Origin of the sequence: Methanoculleus formosensis (genome assembly GCF_025384765.1) — an archaeon.
Classification (GTDB): domain Archaea; phylum Halobacteriota; class Methanomicrobia; order Methanomicrobiales; family Methanoculleaceae; genus Methanoculleus; species Methanoculleus formosensis.
The window spans coordinates 81,664-99,035 of sequence record NZ_VHLL01000002.1; the positions used below are offsets into that span (position 1 = coordinate 81,664).

Annotated in this window: 18 protein-coding genes; 7 read left to right on the forward strand and 11 right to left on the reverse strand. The window is 62.5% G+C overall.

Going from position 1 to position 17,372, the window contains the following annotated elements:
* Nucleotides 1–7 precede the first annotated feature (7 nt).
* Entirely contained in the window at nucleotides 8–868 is an 861-nt protein-coding gene (locus FKB36_RS03885) for a mechanosensitive ion channel family protein (RefSeq protein ID WP_261596729.1), read from the reverse strand.
* Nucleotides 868–1,521 (reverse strand): DUF432 domain-containing protein, encoded by a 654-nt coding sequence (locus tag FKB36_RS03890; protein ID WP_261596730.1) that lies wholly within the window; start codon nucleotides 1,519–1,521, stop codon nucleotides 868–870. The genes FKB36_RS03885 and FKB36_RS03890 overlap by 1 nt, the downstream gene beginning before the upstream one ends.
* A gap of 471 nt (nucleotides 1,522–1,992) precedes the next feature.
* Here FKB36_RS03890 and FKB36_RS03895 point away from each other — a divergent pair, with 471 nt between their 5' ends.
* The 3 genes from FKB36_RS03895 (at nucleotide 1,993) to hisE (ending at nucleotide 4,644) form a co-directional block, all read left to right on the forward strand.
* On the forward strand, nucleotides 1,993–3,426 hold the full coding sequence (locus tag FKB36_RS03895; protein ID WP_261596731.1) for a sensor histidine kinase: 1,434 nt from the start codon (nucleotides 1,993–1,995) through the stop codon (nucleotides 3,424–3,426).
* 491 nt (nucleotides 3,427–3,917) lie between these two features.
* Nucleotides 3,918–4,358 carry a NusA-like transcription termination signal-binding factor gene (locus FKB36_RS03900; protein ID WP_261596732.1) on the forward strand — a complete coding sequence of 147 codons (441 nt, stop codon included), beginning with the start codon at nucleotides 3,918–3,920 and terminating at the stop codon, nucleotides 4,356–4,358.
* Nucleotides 4,351–4,644, forward strand: coding sequence for a phosphoribosyl-ATP diphosphatase (gene hisE / locus FKB36_RS03905; RefSeq protein ID WP_261596733.1), 294 nt, complete (start codon nucleotides 4,351–4,353; stop codon nucleotides 4,642–4,644). Before FKB36_RS03900 ends, hisE begins: the two co-directional genes overlap by 8 nt.
* Here the strand turns inward: hisE and FKB36_RS03910 are convergent, their stop codons facing one another.
* The 7 genes from FKB36_RS03910 to FKB36_RS03940 all read right to left on the reverse strand — a co-directional run bounded on the left by FKB36_RS03910 (nucleotide 4,645) and on the right by FKB36_RS03940 (nucleotide 10,942).
* On the reverse strand, nucleotides 4,645–5,091 hold the full coding sequence (locus FKB36_RS03910; protein WP_261596734.1) for a bifunctional nuclease family protein: 447 nt from the start codon (nucleotides 5,089–5,091) through the stop codon (nucleotides 4,645–4,647).
* Between the two features lie 46 nt (nucleotides 5,092–5,137).
* Nucleotides 5,138–6,178: a lysylphosphatidylglycerol synthase transmembrane domain-containing protein gene (locus FKB36_RS03915; protein ID WP_261596735.1), complete on the reverse strand. Its 1,041-nt coding sequence runs from the start codon at nucleotides 6,176–6,178 to the stop codon at nucleotides 5,138–5,140.
* 198 nt (nucleotides 6,179–6,376) lie between these two features.
* Nucleotides 6,377–6,946, reverse strand: a complete 570-nt coding sequence (locus FKB36_RS03920) for a DUF357 domain-containing protein (protein ID WP_261596736.1) — start codon at nucleotides 6,944–6,946, stop codon at nucleotides 6,377–6,379.
* Complete coding sequence (dph5, locus tag FKB36_RS03925; protein ID WP_261597221.1) at nucleotides 6,943–7,695, reverse strand: diphthine synthase; 753 nt, start codon at nucleotides 7,693–7,695, stop codon at nucleotides 6,943–6,945. Before dph5 ends, FKB36_RS03920 begins: the two co-directional genes overlap by 4 nt.
* A 34-nt stretch (nucleotides 7,696–7,729) precedes the next feature.
* Nucleotides 7,730–8,452, reverse strand: coding sequence for an RAD55 family ATPase (locus FKB36_RS03930; protein WP_261596737.1), 723 nt, complete (start codon nucleotides 8,450–8,452; stop codon nucleotides 7,730–7,732).
* Between the two features lie 13 nt (nucleotides 8,453–8,465).
* On the reverse strand, nucleotides 8,466–10,316 hold the full coding sequence (gene feoB, locus FKB36_RS03935) for a ferrous iron transport protein B (RefSeq protein WP_261596738.1): 1,851 nt from the start codon (nucleotides 10,314–10,316) through the stop codon (nucleotides 8,466–8,468).
* The gene (locus FKB36_RS03940; RefSeq protein ID WP_261596739.1) at nucleotides 10,313–10,942 is read right to left on the reverse strand and encodes a metal-dependent transcriptional regulator; all 630 of its coding nucleotides are present in this window, start codon (nucleotides 10,940–10,942) and stop codon (nucleotides 10,313–10,315) included. The genes feoB and FKB36_RS03940 overlap by 4 nt, the downstream gene beginning before the upstream one ends.
* Nucleotides 10,943–11,100: 158 nt before the next feature.
* Here FKB36_RS03940 and FKB36_RS03945 point away from each other — a divergent pair, with 158 nt between their 5' ends.
* Nucleotides 11,101–12,714 (forward strand): helix-hairpin-helix domain-containing protein, encoded by a 1,614-nt coding sequence (locus tag FKB36_RS03945; protein WP_261596740.1) that lies wholly within the window; start codon nucleotides 11,101–11,103, stop codon nucleotides 12,712–12,714.
* Nucleotides 12,711–13,301 (forward strand): undecaprenyl diphosphate synthase family protein, encoded by a 591-nt coding sequence (locus FKB36_RS03950; RefSeq protein WP_261596741.1) that lies wholly within the window; start codon nucleotides 12,711–12,713, stop codon nucleotides 13,299–13,301. The genes FKB36_RS03945 and FKB36_RS03950 overlap by 4 nt, the downstream gene beginning before the upstream one ends.
* Nucleotides 13,302–13,593: 292 nt before the next feature.
* Here the strand turns inward: FKB36_RS03950 and uppS are convergent, their stop codons facing one another.
* Together uppS and FKB36_RS03960 are read right to left on the reverse strand one after the other, a co-directional pair.
* On the reverse strand, nucleotides 13,594–14,376 hold the full coding sequence (uppS, locus tag FKB36_RS03955; RefSeq protein WP_390895698.1) for a polyprenyl diphosphate synthase: 783 nt from the start codon (nucleotides 14,374–14,376) through the stop codon (nucleotides 13,594–13,596).
* Entirely contained in the window at nucleotides 14,373–15,305 is a 933-nt protein-coding gene (locus FKB36_RS03960) for a radical SAM protein (RefSeq protein WP_261596743.1), read from the reverse strand. The genes uppS and FKB36_RS03960 overlap by 4 nt, the downstream gene beginning before the upstream one ends.
* Nucleotides 15,306–15,564: 259 nt before the next feature.
* Here FKB36_RS03960 and FKB36_RS03965 point away from each other — a divergent pair, with 259 nt between their 5' ends.
* Both FKB36_RS03965 and FKB36_RS03970 read left to right on the forward strand, forming a co-directional pair.
* On the forward strand, nucleotides 15,565–16,476 hold the full coding sequence (locus tag FKB36_RS03965; protein ID WP_261596744.1) for a DUF7289 family protein: 912 nt from the start codon (nucleotides 15,565–15,567) through the stop codon (nucleotides 16,474–16,476).
* A gap of 10 nt (nucleotides 16,477–16,486) precedes the next feature.
* Entirely contained in the window at nucleotides 16,487–17,371 is an 885-nt protein-coding gene (locus tag FKB36_RS03970) for a type IV pilin N-terminal domain-containing protein (RefSeq protein WP_261596745.1), read from the forward strand.
* The last annotated feature ends 1 nt before the right edge of the window (nucleotide 17,372 follow it).

The following is a 17,372-nucleotide window of genomic DNA, read 5'->3' on the forward strand; positions in this document are numbered from 1 at the left end:
AATAGGGTTACTCTTCCCCTCCGTTCATCTCAACAGCCCGGTTCTTCCCCTCAAGCCCGTCCACAAACCGGACGGTGCGCTGCGGGATGGGTATCTCGATGCCGTTCTCTTCAAGCGCCTGTTTGATCTTCCAGAGGAGATCCGTCCGGACGTCCCACCAGTTCCGGGCCGGCGCCCATATATAGGCAGTCAGGTTGACGCTGTGCTCGCCGAAGTTGTCGACGAAGACCGAGGGGGCCGGGTTCTTGAGTGCGAAGGGGTGCTTCTCGATGACCTCCCTGGCAATCCGGATCGCCGCATCGGCGTCGTCCTCATACCGGATACGGATCTCGTATGTGAACCGCCGGGCTGCGTTATGGACGTAGTTCGTGATGTTCGAGGTGAAGACCTTCTCGTTCGGGATCCGGACATAGATCCCGTCGTACATCTTGACGACCGTCGAGAGGATACGGATATCCTCGACGCTGCCGGTGACGTCCGCGACGTTGATGTTGTCGCCGAGCTTGATCGGACGCTCGAACATCAGGAAGAGGCCGGAGATCAGGTTCGAGACGACGCTCTGGCTGGCAAAACCGATGACCAGACCGGCGACTCCTCCTGCTACCAGGAGTCCGGAGAGGTCGAACTTCAGCTGCGGGAGCGCGATGACGAAGGCCCATATGATGATGATGTAGTAGACCAGTTTTGCAAACAGTTCGGATTCATTCTTGGGCAGCCGCTCGGCGAGGATTCTGCGGACGTTTATCGCGGCAATCTTCGCAATGATCACGCCGACGGTAAGGATGACGGTGAAATACAGGATATTTACGAGGGTGATCTCGCCAATCCCAAGCGGAATCTCCAGGATCTCGGTCACGTTGAGTGCCATCAGTGCCCCCACTCCATCAGGTGGCCCCGGTTGAGCACCGGGATCTTGCGGGCCCTGTTCAACTCCACGGCCTTCTCCATGCCGGGCCGGAGAGGCGCGTCGACGAAGTCGGTCTCCGCGAGCGTCCTGGAGATGATCCTCATCGTGGCGGAGGTCGCAACGAAATCGCCGTAGTAGATCTTCATATCGACGCTGTTAAAGACCGCACACGAGACCTCCATCCACTCGAGGGAGAGGTTCTGAACGGAGAGTTCCATCACCCCCTCGCGGTAGAACTCGACCGGAGGGATATCCGGGTAGATCGCGCTCCGGCAGTACAGGGCAATGACCCCGCCTGCCGGAGGACCATAGAGCGTATACTTCTGGGTGCCGAGACCGAAGATATCGAGCACCTCGATATCCCTTGCGGACTCTATAAAAACGCCGATCTCGACGGGAAACTTCAGGTAGACTGTCTGGGTGGCGCCGGGCTCGATCATCATCGGGGGGAACTCCATCAACAGGAAGTCCGTGATGTCCCTGGGGAGACTGCCCGGCTCCACCGGGTTGATGACGATCTCACCCGTCTTTGAGACCAGGATTCGCTCGAACGTCTGTCCTTCGCACCTGCGCCGGTACGTCAGGAGACCGTCGACGCTCCCGGTTTCCACCATGATATCACCGGATTCCTGGTGAAATGTGTCCCTGTAACGCCCGAACATCATCTATGATCTGCAAATACTCAAATATTAATCTACGCGATAGACGCGATCTCCCGGGTTCGCGTTCCAGTACTCGATCCCGGCAGACGAATAAATGCGGCCGATTATGGCGATACTCGAACGGAATAGAGCGGTTGTGGGGAATACTTTCCGATTATCAGGAGAACGAACTGGGAAGGTATAAATAATAAATCTTTTTGATAGTATATTTCGCAGAAGATAAATAGACACTCTTTTAAGCGACCGCTCCAGACATTTTTCCTGTGCGTTCGCCCCGAAGAGTGATATACGGGGGGCGTAGATCGGCCGGCATGGAGGGCTTACCCGGAGTTCCGGGCGAGAGAGCCTATTCGCGGCGTTGCGGGACGAGAAGAGTTCCCGGGTGATACGGTGAAGATAGAACAGAAAAGGGTCAGTGAATCCATGAACCACAGCCAGATACCCGTGAGTATCTTCGCCCACCTCCAGCAGCCGACGCTCGTCCTCGACTGCGAGGGGCGGGTGATCGTCTGGAACGAGAGCATGGAGCGGTCCACCGGCGTCCCGGCGGAAGAGATCGTGGGAAAAGGCGGGTACGCTCATGGAAAGGCGTTGTTCGGCGAGGCATACCCCACACTGGCAAACAGCATCCTGACTCACGAGGATGTCGGGAGCGCCCATTACCGCCTGTTGCAGCACGAAGGTGAAGAACTGCTCGCGGAGTCGCAGATCCCGGCGTTCTCCGGGAGAACGGCCGTCTGCGTGGCAGCCCCGCTCTACGATACCGGCGGCCGACAGATCGGTGCGGTCGAGACCTTCCGCGAGGCCCCGCACGAGGAGGAGGCCGACGAGTCCCGCGGCGTGCCGGAGGAGCAGGTGCAGATCCTGGCGAGCGCCCTGCCCGACATGATCTTCACGCTCGATGGGGACGGCATCTTCACCCAGTTCTTCTGGGGCGGCGGCTGGAACCTGGGCGTAAACCCGGATGAAGTCGTGGGCAAGACGCCCTATGCCCTGTTTCCGCCGGGAGAGGCGGACTTTCTGGCCGGGGCGGCGTGCCGGGTCATCGAGACGGGGGAGAGCGTAGCGGAGACCCGATCGTTCTCATGGCGCGATGAGGAGCGGTCGGTGCAGATCGCCATCCATCCCCTGCACAACGCTTCCGGGAAGACCGTGGCCGCGACCGGGGTGGGCCGGGACCTCACCCGGGAGATCGCCTGCGAACAGGCCAGCCGGCTCTCCAGCCTCTACCTCGACCTGCTCGGCACCGATATCTACAACACCAGCATGGTTGCGGCAACGATCATCGAGATGCTCCGCGACCGGCTCTCCGGCGAGGAGGCGGAACTCGCCCAGAGGGTCAAGATCACGATCGAGCAGGGGATCAACGTCATCAAGAACGTCGAACTGCTGACCACGCTCGACCGGCACAGCATCCGCCTGGAGCCGGTCGACCTCTCCGCCGCCATCCGCGACCAGGTGCAGCGGTATGGGGGCATCGATATCAGGTATGAGGGGGGGACCTGCATGGTCTGGGCAACCCCTCTTCTTGAGCACACCATATCGAACCTGATCAGCAACAGCATCAAGTTCGGCGGCATGAAGGTCAGGATCGACATATCCGTCATGGAGACCGCCGACACCGTGATGCTCACCGTCGCCGACACCGGCATCGGCATACCGGACCACGCAAAGCCGAACATCTTCGACCGTTTCAGCCGTGAGGGGAGTAAAAACTCCTCCGGGGGCAGGGGTCTCGGGCTTCACATCGTCAAGACCCTCGTGACCCGCTACGGCGGACGCGTCTGGGCGGGCGACCGGGTTCCCGGCAAACCGGACGAAGGGGCGGCGATCAAGATGATCCTGCAGAAGTGCTAATGGGATTTTTCGCGAATTTGGGTGCGGGCCGCCGTCCTGAGGATGGATCCGGATCGCGGCGCTCCTCCCCTGCCTCCACCGGTCCTGGACATCAGTAGCACCCACCCCGCCCGGCCTTCGGCCTCCTCCCCCGCCCACGAGGGGCGGGGGCAGTGCGTGGCGATAGCCAGTGGGAAGCCGTGTCACGGGAGGGGAACCAGGATTACACCCATTCCAGTATCTTCCCATGCAGTGGACCGTGGGGGCATCGCCATTGGGGGCGGGGCCGACGGGGAGGGGGCTTGCCCCCTCCCCTGTCTCTACTAACCCCACCAGCCGGATATCTATCTCCCGGCCCCGGATCCTCACAGCACCACAAGAGGCACCGTCCGGGTGAAAAATCGGGCGCACTCCTCTCCGCCGGCCTCTTCCCCCCGGTGCCCGGGGTACTCAGATATATATCCCGCGAGCGACTATATCATACCGCATCATTCCCATTGGGGACCGCTTCAATGATACCAACCATATGCTTTAAAGAACGAAGATATATCGAAGAGTTGAGAATTCTTACCCGGGCGACCGCGCTCGACTGCATCATCGACGAGCGCTTCGACCGCATAGTATACCTCATAAAAGAAGGAGACATGGGTCTCGCCATCGGCCGGCAGGGGAGCAATATCAGGAAGATGCAGAGGGTTCTTGGTAAACGCATCGAGATGGTCGAGTACTCGGCGGAGATCGAGCAGTTCGCGAAGAACGTCTTCAAGCCTGCTGCCGTCATCGGCATTGCGAAGAGAGACGACGGGAAGCTCACGGTGTATGTCAGCGAAAGCGACCTCGGCATCGCCATAGGAAAAGGCGGATGCACCATCGAGAAGGCACGGGTTCTCCTCTCCCGGTACTTCGATACCGAACTCGGCGAGGTGCTCGCAGGAGGTGAGGCCCATGCGTGACTGGGATATCCTCGAAGAGGTCTGGCAGGTCATCCAGGACCGGGCGGAGCACCCGTCTGCCGAGAGTTACGTCAGTTCCGTCCTGACCCACCGGAAAGGGGTCGATAAATCCCTCGAAAAGGTCGGTGAAGAAGCGGTCGAGTTCATCCTTGCCGCGAAGAACCAGGTCCCGGAGAGGACGGTCTCTGAGGCGGCCGATCTCCTCTTCCACCTGCTTGTGGCGCTCCAGGCATCCGGCACCGATGTCGGCGACGTGCTCGACGAGCTCGCGGCACGCCGGAAGTGATCAGAGATACTCTTTCAGGTCGACCATCCGCGGGAGGTCGTCCTTTTTTACCGCCGCCGTCTCCACGACCGTGTCCTCGATCATGATCGGCGCCCGGTAACGCAGAGCGATGGCTATCCCGTCGCTCGGCCGGCAGTCCATGATCTCGGTTCGCGACCCCTGCCGCAGATGGAGTTTGGCGTAGAAGACCCCCTCCTCCAGAGAATCGATGTGCAGAGAATCGAGCGATATCTCAAAGTTCCGAAACATCTCAACGATGAGATCGTGGGTGATGGGCCGGGGGAGCATCTCGCTGTTGAGCGCATTGCTGATCGAGATCGCTTCCCATAGCCCGACGTAGATGGGTATCGTGCTGTCGCCCCCGGCATCCAGGATGACCGTCGGCGCCGCTCCCATCTCGCTCACCGACATGAACACGCCCTGCACCCTGCAACTTTGAGTCGTCATGTGATCACCGGACATCAGCCTTCTGATGCTTAAACCTTGGGGTCAATCACCGCTGCTTTCTGGCACGGGCAAGGAACTCGCGCCGGACAATGACGAGACTCGACAGGAGACCGAGGAGGATGTTCAGGTAGTAGAAGATCAGCCGCCAGAGAAGGACGAAGACACCCACGATCGCCGACGGGACAAAGAGGCTGTAGAGCGACGTGGCGCCGATCTCCGCAACGCCCGAGCCGCCCGGGGTGAGCGGGATCATCATGATGATGGCGATGACGAGCTGGACGACGAACGACTCGATGAAGTACGGGGGCTGCCCGAGGCCGACGAGCAGCATCGATGCGACGACGAACTCCGAGACCCAGAAGAGCAGGGTGAAGAGTATCCCCCACACGAGGCCGCTTCTCCCGTGGTTCACGAACCTGACGAGCCCCCGGTTGAAGTTGTCCACCTCGCGGTCGATCGCTTCAAGCAGGCTCTCGAGCCGCTTTAAGCGCCAGCGGCGGTCGATCCACCGCGAGATCCCTTTGAGCGCCCGCTTGAGATGGTCCGGGTTCTTGACGGAGTAGACGAAGACCAGCACGAAGAGGATGACGAAGATCCAGGCAGCGTACATCAGGGCGCTCAGCCCGCTGAACCCCGAGGCGAGGCTGCTCCAGTAGCTGCCGAGGAAGAGCATGGCGAACGCCCCGAGCACCCCGAGGATGATCCCGTCGAGGATCCGCTCCATGATGACGACGGCGGTGGCGTCCCCGACCGGAACGCCCGCCCGGTAGAGTTCGTGAACCCTGACCGGTTCCCCGCCCGCCTGGGACGGAGTGATCGCCGCGACGAGCAGGTTCGCCAGAACCAGGTTCACGCAGTGGGTGAGGTGCACCCGGTAGCCGAGCGACGCCGACATCTTCTGGATACGGAGCGCCCAGAACCCGAGCGAGAGGAGGTGAAGGAGGACGGCAAGAACCAGGTAGTACGGGTTGATCCGGCTGAGGTACTCGATCGTCGACTCGTCGACGGTGAAGTAGAGAACGCCCGCCATGACAAGAGCGCTGAAACTGAGCGAGACGATCAGCCACTTCCACTGAGACTTCTTCATCCTCTGCGCTCCCGGGCACGGGGACGGCCCCCGGAAAGACCGCCCCTCACCCCCGGGTGCCGCAGCCGTCCGCAAACGGCCGGGCAGCACCGGGGGGAAACACCCGAATTTTTAGTAATAAATTATCGTGCGGCTACTATTTAACGATGGTTTCATCGAAAAATCGATAGAACCGGGGATCCGCGAAAAAACCGGATCCTAAACGGTGAAGAGGCCCCGCTCCCCGGTTATCCGAAACAGCCCCGCGCGGATACCGGCATCAAGCCAGGCGTAGCCGTAGCTGAACCGGGCAAGGGCGGCGGCGCGGTCGCCGGCATCGAGGCACGCCGCACCCTGCGCATACCAGCCGCGTGCCGCCGAATAAAACTCCCCGGCCGCTGCCTGAAGCGAGCTCGCCTCGTCCGCCGCCGCCTCGACCCCCGCGAGGGCCGCATCAAGCATCCGCCGGTAGCGGTGGGTCTTCTCGTCAAGATGGGCAGCCTGTGATTCGGGTATGCCCGCATCCACCGTCTCCGGGGGGTGGGCGAGAGAAGGCGCAAGCAGCCCGAGGCGCGAGCCGGCGTCAAGCCACCCGAGCCCGTAGGCAAACGCGGCGAGGGCATTCACCCGGTCGCCCGCCCGAAGAAACGCAAACCCGTCGCTGTGGTAGGCGGCAGCCATCTCGATCACCTCCCCGGCCGCCCGGGAAAGGGAGGTGCCGTCCGGGACAGCGATCCGGGCGAGGGAGAGTGCCTCCCCATACAGAGCGCCGTATTCGTCGAGATTCATAGGCCGGCGAAGATCTCCAGGTACTCGCGCTCCATCGGGTGGAGGTCCGCCGGCACGGCGAGGATATGGAGCGGGGGGCCGAAATCCGTCTCCTTGAGGGTCGCACCGGTCCCGGCGGCAACCACGGGGTGCTCCGACCCCGCACGGGCGATCCCCACGTAGAGGGCGGGCGGTTCGATGCCGCGCTTCTCTGCCATCTCCTCGAGGATGGCGATCGCCTCCGGGACGCGCATGTAGCGATCCTTCTGGATATCCAGGTAGACGAGCGTATGGAGGTTCTGCGCAAGATTCGCCGCGACCGTCTCGAGGGGGGCCGTCGGGAACCAGCCCTTCGCGGGGAACGGCACCGAGCAGGACTTCCCGAACCGGTAGTTCTGCAGACCCGAGAGGCCCGAGACCGCGCTCGATATCGACGACGCGTGGATGATGGAGGTCTCGATCCCGGCGGCGGCAGCCCGCAGCCGGAGATCCGCATGCGTCGTCGAGACCATAGGATCTCCTCCGGTCAGGAACGCCACCCGGCCGGCAGCGGCGCAGTCGAGGATCTCGCGGGGGTTCTGCTCGACGTCCTCCCGGCCGAGCACCCGGATCTCCTTCTCGAAGAACGCTTCCATCGCACCGACGTCTGTTCCCATCAACCGCGACGTATACGCCTCCAAAAAGACGACATCGGCGCTCCTGACATACTCAAGGCCTTTGACCGATATGTCCCCGAGGTCGAAGAGCCCGAGGCCCACGAACGTCAGGATCGATCTTTCACTCCCGGGGGTTATCCGGGTACCGTCATCCCTGCTCAAACGTCAGTGCTCCGTCGTCGTAGAAGTACCGGATCCAGGGGGTCGTCCTCCCGCGGATGCCCGTGATGCGGAAGTCCCGCTTCACCGTCCCTCCCCCGTCCTCGACCCTCACCTCGATGACCGTGTTCATCAACTGCTTGATCGTGGAGATGGTTCGCTCGTCGAACGACTCGCTGTTGAGGGTGTAGATCCCGATCCCCTCCAGTTTCTTCACCCGGTTGGTGATCACGTGGAGGAACCTGTAGGTCACCTCCAGCTGCGAGTACATGAGGAGCGTCGAGACCGAGTGGAGGCAGAACCGGATCGGCGGAGGCATCGGACCCGGAGGTTCCGCCACCACCGCTTCCTTCCACATATCCTCGACCATCCGGGAGAACTTGATCCCCATACTGGTCAGGTCGAGCGGGCTCGTGACGAACTTCGCCATCGCCGTGTCCCGCAGGGTGGGCACCGAGTTCTTCGTGACCGCATCGATGATCCCGACCCGGTTCCTGGCCGCCCCGAACCTGCGGAACGAACCGATGACGTCGGAGGCACGCTCGTCGGTCGAGATGGCAACGGCCCATTCTCCGGGCTGGGGAGAGGCAATCCGGCATGCCAGGAGCTCAGCATAGGAGAGAGGAGGCGCCAGAAGGAGAATATTTGTCGCGGCCCGCAGGCCCCCATACTCCTTCTCGATGGCCGGGATGCCGGTTTCGTAGGTGTACATCTTCTTATACCAGTTATGACAGGAGGTAATGAATAAGCCCTCCGACCAGGAGCCCGAGGGCAACCGTGTAGGCCGTGATCGCGAGCGTGATCCTCGAGCCGACTTCCCGCAGCAAAACCGTGATCGTCGCGAGGCAGGGGACGAAGAGGACGGTCACGATCGCGAATACGTAGAGCTGCAGCGACGAGAGCACCGCCCCGAGGTCGGCGGTGCCCGCGAGGATGGCGAGGGTCTCGAACGCCATCTCTTTTCTGAGGATCCCGAAGATGAGCGCCGTCGCCGCATAGCCCGGAAGGCCGAGGAGGGCCATGGTGTAGGGTTCCACAAGCCCCTCGAAGTACGCCATGACGCCGAAGAACTCCAGAAGGCCGAGGACGATGCTTCCCGCGAGGAGGAGCGGCATCGCGATGAAGAGGAACTCCGAGAGGCGCGCCCAGGACTTCTTCATCACCAGTTTCGGGTCCGGCCAGCGGAGCGGGACCATCTCCATGATCATCCCGAACCGCTCGCCCGGCGTCACCCGGGAGAGGACGAGCCCGGTTATGAGGATCAGGAGAAAGACGATGGCGTATACGCTGAACGCCGCCGCGATGCCGACGAAACTCGCCACGATCCCGGCGATGATAACCGTCCGGGCCGAGCAGGGAACCATCGTGACCAGGAACGAGGCGATGATCCGCTCGCGCCGGGAGCGCAGGAGCCGGATGCTCATGATGGCCGGCACGTTGCACCCGAACGCCAGGGTGAAGGGGATGACCGCCCCGCCGTGCATCCCGACCCGGTGCATAGCGTTGTCGGCGAGGAACGCCGCCCGGGTCATGTACCCGGAGTCCTCCAGGATGGAGATAATAATGTAGAAGAGGAAGACGTACGGGAACGCTATCCCGAGGCCCGCCTGGAGCGCGATGAGGACCGATGTCCCGAGCGTCTCGACGAGCGGCGGCAGCCCGAGCGCGACGAAGGGCTGTATCGCAAAGACATCGAAAAACTCCACGATAATCTCTTCAAGGAACGATCCCGCGATGAAGACGAAGAGGAGCATCCCGATCAGGATACCGATCAGGATCGGCATCCCGGGGATGAGCCGCGTCAGGATGCTGTCCGGATCGGTCTGGGGGAGGTTGAGTTCCTCCTTCACGGTGAGGTCGGCGATCTCGTGGGCGAAGTTGTGTCGGTTGGCCGCGATGATCTGGGCGACCGTCATCCGGTGCCGGGACTCGATCTCGTCGGAGATCGTCCGCGCCGCCTCGATCAGTTCCGGGTTTTCGCCGAACCCGAGGAGCGCACGAACGCTCTCTTTTCGGTCGGCACCGAACATCTTCCCGAGGCTCCGGACGGCTGCCTCGATGTGGTGGTCGTAGGGGATCTCGACCACCGACGGGCTCGAGGCGGCGAGGGCCGCCGGGATGATCCGGTCGATGTTCTTCCCCTGCGACGCCGCCGTCTGGATCACTTCGACGCCGAGAAGGTCGTGAATCGGGCCGGGATCGACCTCAAGCCCCCGTTTTGCGGCCTCGTCGATCATGTTCAGCACGACGACCATCGGGAGGCCGTACTCCGCCACCTGGAGGAGGAGGTAGAGGTTGCGTTCCAGGCGGGTGACGTTCGTCACCACGATGACCGCGTCGACGTCCTGCTGCTCCAGGAACCGGCGGACCAGGCCTTCCTCGTCCGAGTTCCCCTCGAGCGAATAGACCCCGGGCAGGTCGACGAGTTCGACGATCTCGCGCTGGAAACAGGTGTTGCCCCGCTGCAGCTCGACGGTGGTTCCGGGGTAGTTGCTCACCTCCACCCCGAGGCCGGTGAGCTGGTTGAAGATGAGGGATTTGCCGACGCTGGGGTTGCCGATCAGCGCGAACTTCATGGACACGACTCCACGACGATCGATCGCGCGATCTCGGGGCTGATAGCGATGTCGCAACCTTTCACCCTGACGACGACGGAATCGTTGGGGAGTTTGCGCCGGATCTGCACGATCTCTCCGGGGAAGATGCCGAGATCGAGCAGCCGCCGGTGCCGCCGGGGTCCGCGCATCATCGCCACCCGGACGGTATCGCCTTCCTTGCAGTCGAGCAGCGTGCAGTCCCGCCCCCGGCAGCGTCCCATACGCCCCCGCGGAGACTGGGCGCCGTCCATGTAGGAGGAGAGCCGGTCGATCGTCTCGTCGGATATCCCGTGCTCGAGGGTGCAGGCCTCCCTGCTCGCGGCATCCTCATCGACGCCGAGCATCTCCGTCAAAAAACACTGGAGAACGCGGTGTTTCCGGGCCACCATTGACGCCAGCGACGAACCCTTCCCGGTAAGCCTGACGGCGTCGCCGTCCGCCCGCTCCAGGTATCCTTCCTCGACCAGAGAGGCGACGGTCGTCCCGGCGGTCTCCTTCCCGGTATCGAGAGCCGCCGCTATCTCGTCCAGCGTCGCCGCCCGGCCGCCGCTCTCCGTGATCGTGAGGATTGCTTCGAGATAATCCTCAAACGTGGAACGAAGCATCTACAATCAATTTTACTTCTATAAGTTTATGGATTTGGGTGGTACCAACAGGGACTAGGGTGCGACGAGGAGCGGATTCACTTCTGCTCCCGGATGATCACGGGTTGCCCGGGACCTGCGCGTCAACGTCTATATGGTTTTAGGGACGACCGGTGATCATGAAGGCCCCGGAGCGAGAGGTCACGAACAGGGATGTCGCCGAACGACTCACGCTGATGGCTCGCCTGCTCGGGATCGCGGGGGAGGATCAGTACCGGATCGCGGCCTACGAGCGGGCGGGGCGGCAGATTGACCGCCTCTCCCTCCCGGTCGCCGGGCTCGACGAGGAGGAGCTCACCCGTATCCCGGGGATAGGAGAGAGGATTGCCGGCCAGATCCGCGAGATCGCCGCCACGGGAACGTTCGGGGAGTTACGAGACCTCCAGGAAACCATACCCGGATCGGTCGTCGATCTGCTCGGCGTTGCCGGGGTGGGGCCGAAGACGCTGCACACCCTCTACAAGAAACTCGGCATCCAGAGCCTGGACGACCTGGAACAGGCGGTGAAGGGGCACCGGCTCAGGGCGCTCTCCGGATTCGGGGCAAAGAGGGAGGAGACGATCCAGCGGGGTATCGAGCAGTTCCGGCGAAGGCCGAACCGGATGACCCGTCCGCAGGCCGACGCGGTGCTCGCGGCCCTGCCGGACGGGCCGTACACGGTTGCGGGGAGTTACCGACGGGGGTCGAGCACGGTAGCCAGGCTCACGATCGTCGCTATCGAAGACCGGCCGGAGACCCGCGAGGGCGGCGATGACGGGGTGGACGTCCGGTTCACCGAACCCGGCCGGTGCGGCACGGCGCTCCTCTGCGCCACCGGCTCGGCCGCGTTCCTGGAGAGGCTCGGGGAGGTGGCGGCGCGACAGGGCTACCGGCTCACGCCTGAGGGGCTCGTGGAGGCCGCGAACGGGCGGCTGCAGGAGTTCGCAAGCGAGGAGGAGGTATTTTTGTTCCTCGGGATGGAGACGGTTCCGCCGGAACTGCGGGAGGACCGGGGCGAGATCGAACTCGCCCTCCGGCACGCCCTCCCGGGTCTCGTCGGGATCTCCGACGTGCAAGGCGATCTCCACGCCCACACCACATGGAGCGACGGGCGCCAGTCGCTTGAGGATGTGGCGGAAGCGGGGGAGAGAAGGGGCTACGAGTACGTCGTGATCACCGACCACTCTTCAAGGGTGCGGCCCGAGGCGCTTACGAAGCAGCAGGCCGAGATCGAGCGTGTCAACCGGCACCACGACTGCCGCCTCCTCTCCGGGAGCGAGGTGGATATCAGGAGCGACGGCACGCTCGGGTACGAGAACAGGATCCTTGCCGACCTCGACCTGGTGATCGCCTCCGTCCACTCGGGGTTCTCCCAGGACCAGGACGTCCTGACCCGGCGCATCCTCACCGCGATGGAGAACGAACACGTCGATGTCATCGGCCACCCCACCGGTCGCCTGCTCGGCCGGAGGCCGGCGTATGGCATCGACCTCGAACGCGTCATCGCACACGCAGCGGCGACGGGGACGGCTCTTGAGATCAACGCGTCCCCGCACCGGCTCGATCTTGAGGATATTTATATCCGGCAGGCTAAGATGAAAGGAGTGAAACTGGCTATAGGAACGGATGCCCATAGAATCGGCGAGTTTGCAAATATGCGCTACGGTATAACTCTGGCGCGCCGAGGCTGGTGCACCCCGGACGACGTCCTGAACACCCGCTCCCTGTCCGCGCTGCTGGAGTGGACGTCATGATCTACCGGTTCTACGAGAAGATCCTCCTTCGCGATCTCCGGACGCTCCCGGAGCACGTCTGCTTCATGATCACCGAGCAGGACATGCTCGACGCCCCCGGTAACCTCGCCCGCGCCGCCGGGTGGTGCCGCGACCTCGGGATCAAGAGCGCGACGTTCCATATCAGCACCGCCGACCCCGCCCGGCTGGAACGCTGCCTCCCGCGGATCCGCGAGGTCTCGGCGATCGCGCGCCTGACCCTGCACTACCGCGACGAGAAGGAGGTCAGCGGCGAAGGCATGGACGTGACGGTGGCGATCGGCAAGAGCGGCCGCGAGGAGATCGCCGGGTGCGTCAGAAGGATGGCCGAGGACGGAGTAGATCCGGAATCGGTCGACGAAGACGTCCTCGAGTCCTACCTCACCTTCAAATACGAGCCGGACCTCGTCATCAAGACCGGCGGCGACCACCTGACCGACTTCCTCATCTGGCAGTCGGTCTACTCCGAACTCTTCTTCCTCGACGTCAACTGGGCGCTGCTCCGGAAAGTGGACTTTCTCCGGGCGCTCCGGGACTTTCAGTCGCGGGCGCGGCGGTTCGGGAAGTAAGCCGGCGGTGGAGACCGGTAACAACCAATCGGGTTGAGCACCGAAACAGCCTCACGCGAAGAGCGCGAAGCCGCGAAGGGGAGTTGTACGCCATTTTACCGGTCTTCGCGCCCTTCGCGGCTTCGCGTGAGATCGTAGGGTTAAACACCAGAGGTGTGGAGTACGACTTCCCTGCAGGAAGTAGTTATACCCGCCTCCCGGACTTCACGCTCTTCTCACGTTCGATGCTCAAACTCCGTTCCTGATGGAACATCGTACTTCGCATGAAACCACATCGACGTGGAGGTGACCGTCAGCCCCGCCGGGCCACGCGCTCTTTTAAGCGCATGCGCTGGTCGTAGACCCGCATCGCACGCAGAAGATCGATCTTCCTGAACGCCGGCCAGTAGGGGGCGCAGAAGTAGACGGCGGACTCGTGGCCGTTCGCGAGCCAGGGAAGGAAGTTCGAGGTCCGGTAATCGTTGCCGGTCCTGACGATCAGGTCGACGGGTGGGATGGGTGCACTCCGGTTGAGGTGGTTTTCGACGGTGTCGGGGTCGATGGCCGCGGGGTCGATCTCGCCCCGCCCGACCCCGTCGAGGATCGACCGGGCGGCGTGCACGATCTCGTTCCGGCCCCCGTAGGCGAGCGCGATGTTGATGCAGTAGTTGTTGTAGTGCCGTGTCGCCTCTTCCGCCGCGTCGATCGTCGCGAGGAGGTCGTCGGAGAGGAGGGAACGGTCGCCGATCATCTGGACCCGGATACGGTTCCGGTGCACCCGCTCGTCCTTCATGACCGCGATAAATTTCTCCCGGAAGAGGGTGAAGAGCGATTCGAGCTCGGTGCTGTCCCTGTGGAAGTTCTCGGTGGAGAAGGTGTAGAGCGTGATGTGCTGCACCCCGAGGTCGCACGCCCAGTCGAGAACCTGCTCGGTCGCATCCGCCCCGAGCCGGTGACCGGTCGCCGTATCGAGCCCCTGTTCCCGGGCATAGCGGCGGTTCCCGTCCTGGATCACCGCGATGTGCCGGGGGACGTGCTTCACCTGCCACTGCAGGTAGCGCTCGTAGAGGGCGTCGATCCCTGATCTGGGCGTCAGAGCGGCGTCACCTCGACCACCATGCCGCCGTTCGGGTAGCGCTCGACGACATACTTCTTCCCCGGCAGCCCGGCACCGTGCTCGGCAAGCACCCACCACGCCATCTCGATCCGCCCCTCAGAGACGGCATACTCATCGTCATCAAATTCCTCCAGGAATCCGTCGACGGGACCTTCCGGCTCGAGCACCCCGTAGACGACGGTTCCGTCATCCGTCACCTCCTCGAACGGACGCGCAGTGTTTGCAGCGATCCGCTTTAACCGTTCCCGTAGCTGGACCGAGTCCTTGAAGACCGACGAGCAGAAGTGGACTTTCGGGTCGCCGGCGAGTCTCTCCGCCCACTGGCGGGCACCCAACACGGCGTTGTGCACGCCATCCTCGAGTTCGAGCCCGCGGTCGCGCATGGCGTCGGCGCAGGTCTCGCCCCACTCGAGTTCGTTGATGTTCAAGAAGTCAAGGAGCGGGAGGGCGGCGCCGAGGTCCTCGATCCCGGGAAGCGCCGGAACCTCGATCCCGATGAGGAAACCCATCTCCCGGGCGAGGACGGCTGATTTGGCGAACTCGGTATCGAGAATACAGGGCCAGACCTCATGGGGCGGGTGGAGCCGGATCTCGTCGACCAGCCCCTGCAACCGCCGGAGCGTGATCTCATCGGGGGCGAGGCCGGTGTAGAGGTGGATTTGGTGTTCCGGGCCGAAGTGCTCCTTGAGAGCCCGGCAGTACTCCACCACCCGGTCGAGCTCGAGGAGCGGTTCGCCGCCGGTGACCCCGGTCCCGAGAGCGCTCATGCTCTCGGCAACCTCGATGGCCTCACGCGGTGATGCGACCTGCCGTTCGTTTGCAAAGATCACATCCCGCCCTTTTCGCTCGCGCGAGAGCGGGCAGTACCAGCAGGTGCGGCGACACCGGCCGGTAACGAAGAGAACCATCTTCGCTCCCTGGTGGCAGAGGACGCATCCCGGAGAGAGGAATCGTCCGCCGGGGGATACTCCCGACTCCTGTGGCATACTGTAGTATTTATGGGCCGGCTGAGGTGAAAAGGTTTGATGGTGGGGGAGATGAGACGGGAGAGGCCCGGCGCAGGCATTAAATAGCCTGGCCCCTTCCGGATTAAGGTTTGCCCGGCGGAACGCGGATGGCGAGAAACAATAGATACATATAGCCCCCTGACAGAGAATTACTTTGACTATGCCGTCCCGCGCGCGTGACGACGCTCTCTCGGAAGTCGTCGGATTCGTCCTTATCCTCGCCCTGATCGTCGCTGCACTCTCGCTCTACCAGTTGTACGGGGTCCCCGCGGCAGGAAGGGAGAAGGAGATCGCGCACATGAACGCGGTGAAGGACCGGTTCGTGGACTATAAGATTGCTCTGGATTCGCTGTGGGTGAACAACATGGACTACAACAGGAACGGGGTGCTCCTCTCGACGGCCTTCGACCTCGGCACGGACTCGGCAGCGACCGGGGGCAAGGCGTTTGCGTTCCCGATCTTCTCACCCGCGGGGTCGGGGGGGACGGTCTCGGTGAAGAGCGGCGGGGCAAATCTGACGATTGAGGCTGCAGGGAAGCCACCGGTGACCATCCCCCTCGGCAACCTCACCTACCGCTCCTCGAACCGTTACTGGGTGGACCAGACCTGGACCTACCAGATGGGCGCGGTCTTCCTCTCCCAGGAGGGGGGGGCGACGGTGCGGGTCGGGCCGTCCATATCGGTCTACAACACCAGCGGTAACGCCTCGGTCTGCATCACACCGGTGAACATCACGGGCTCGGCTTACCTTGCCGGCTCCGGGCCGGTGCGGATCGAGACAAGGCTGCGTGACATGCCGCCCTATGAAAATCTCACGGGAGAGTTCCCCTGGGTGAACATCTCAATCGATGCAGGCGATGAGGGGTATGCACTGGCGTGGGAGAGAGCGTTCAAGGAGACGGCACGGCGCGATGCAATCAACACTTCATGGTACAAGGTCGACAGGGCCTCAAATACGGCATACCTGTACATCGAAGGTCCGTACACTAACACCACACCGGACGTCAGTCTCAGGACCATACGTGCGGACTACCGGGTGAGCATCACATCCGCGGCATCACTGATCGAATGAGGGAAGACTGATGAAATCGATGGACGAGAAAGCGGTTTCTGAGGTGATCGGGGTCGTCCTCCTGATATCGGTGACGGTGCTCGGGGTGGCGCTCGTGGCGGTGACGTACTTCTCCCAGCCGGCGCCCTCCGAGATCCCGCACGTGAGCGTGGTGGCGGGGGCGACGGCAGATAACGCTACGTTCATCCTCTCCCATGAGGGTGGCGACGCCCTGGCGGAAGGGAGTTACCGCATCTACGTGGAAACCGAGAGCGGGCTTGAGGATCAGACCGATAAGTTCGCCCTCGAAGGCGACGACGATGTCTGGTCGATAGGTGAGAACCTCACGTATAAGGGTACACCGGGAAGGGTCGTCATCTCGGTCGTCGACTCAGGCGGTGGAGAGATGATGATCGCCGAACCGGCATACGTGGCCGGGGCGGTGGACGCCGGTGGGTATGTGGATGAGGGGGGATCGGGGACGATGCCGGCGGCGGCACCGCCGGCGACGCCCGGAGAGGGTCCATTCGTCAAAAATAAGGATGGGGTTTCACTCTTCGAGGAAGTTAACTTCTATCCAGGGAAGAACCAGGATCTGAATAATCTGACGTTTTCCGGCAACGGTGGTAACGGTGTTGCAACGCTGGAGGCTAACTTCACATTGCAGAACGTGGACCGGGTTGACTTTCTTCTCTATCCGCTCAAAAAACCCCCTGGTAATGATGAGAAAAAAGTGGAGATAAACCGGAGTATCGTAAACGGCAGCGATGGAAATTATACCTGGGACGTCAAGAAGAGTGCATTAAACCCGGTCAATAATGGGGATAAATACGTAATGATTTTAATCGCGTATAACAGCACAGATCATGTGATCGGGGTTAGCGCACGCGTTGTGCCTGTGATTGGACTAAAATAGT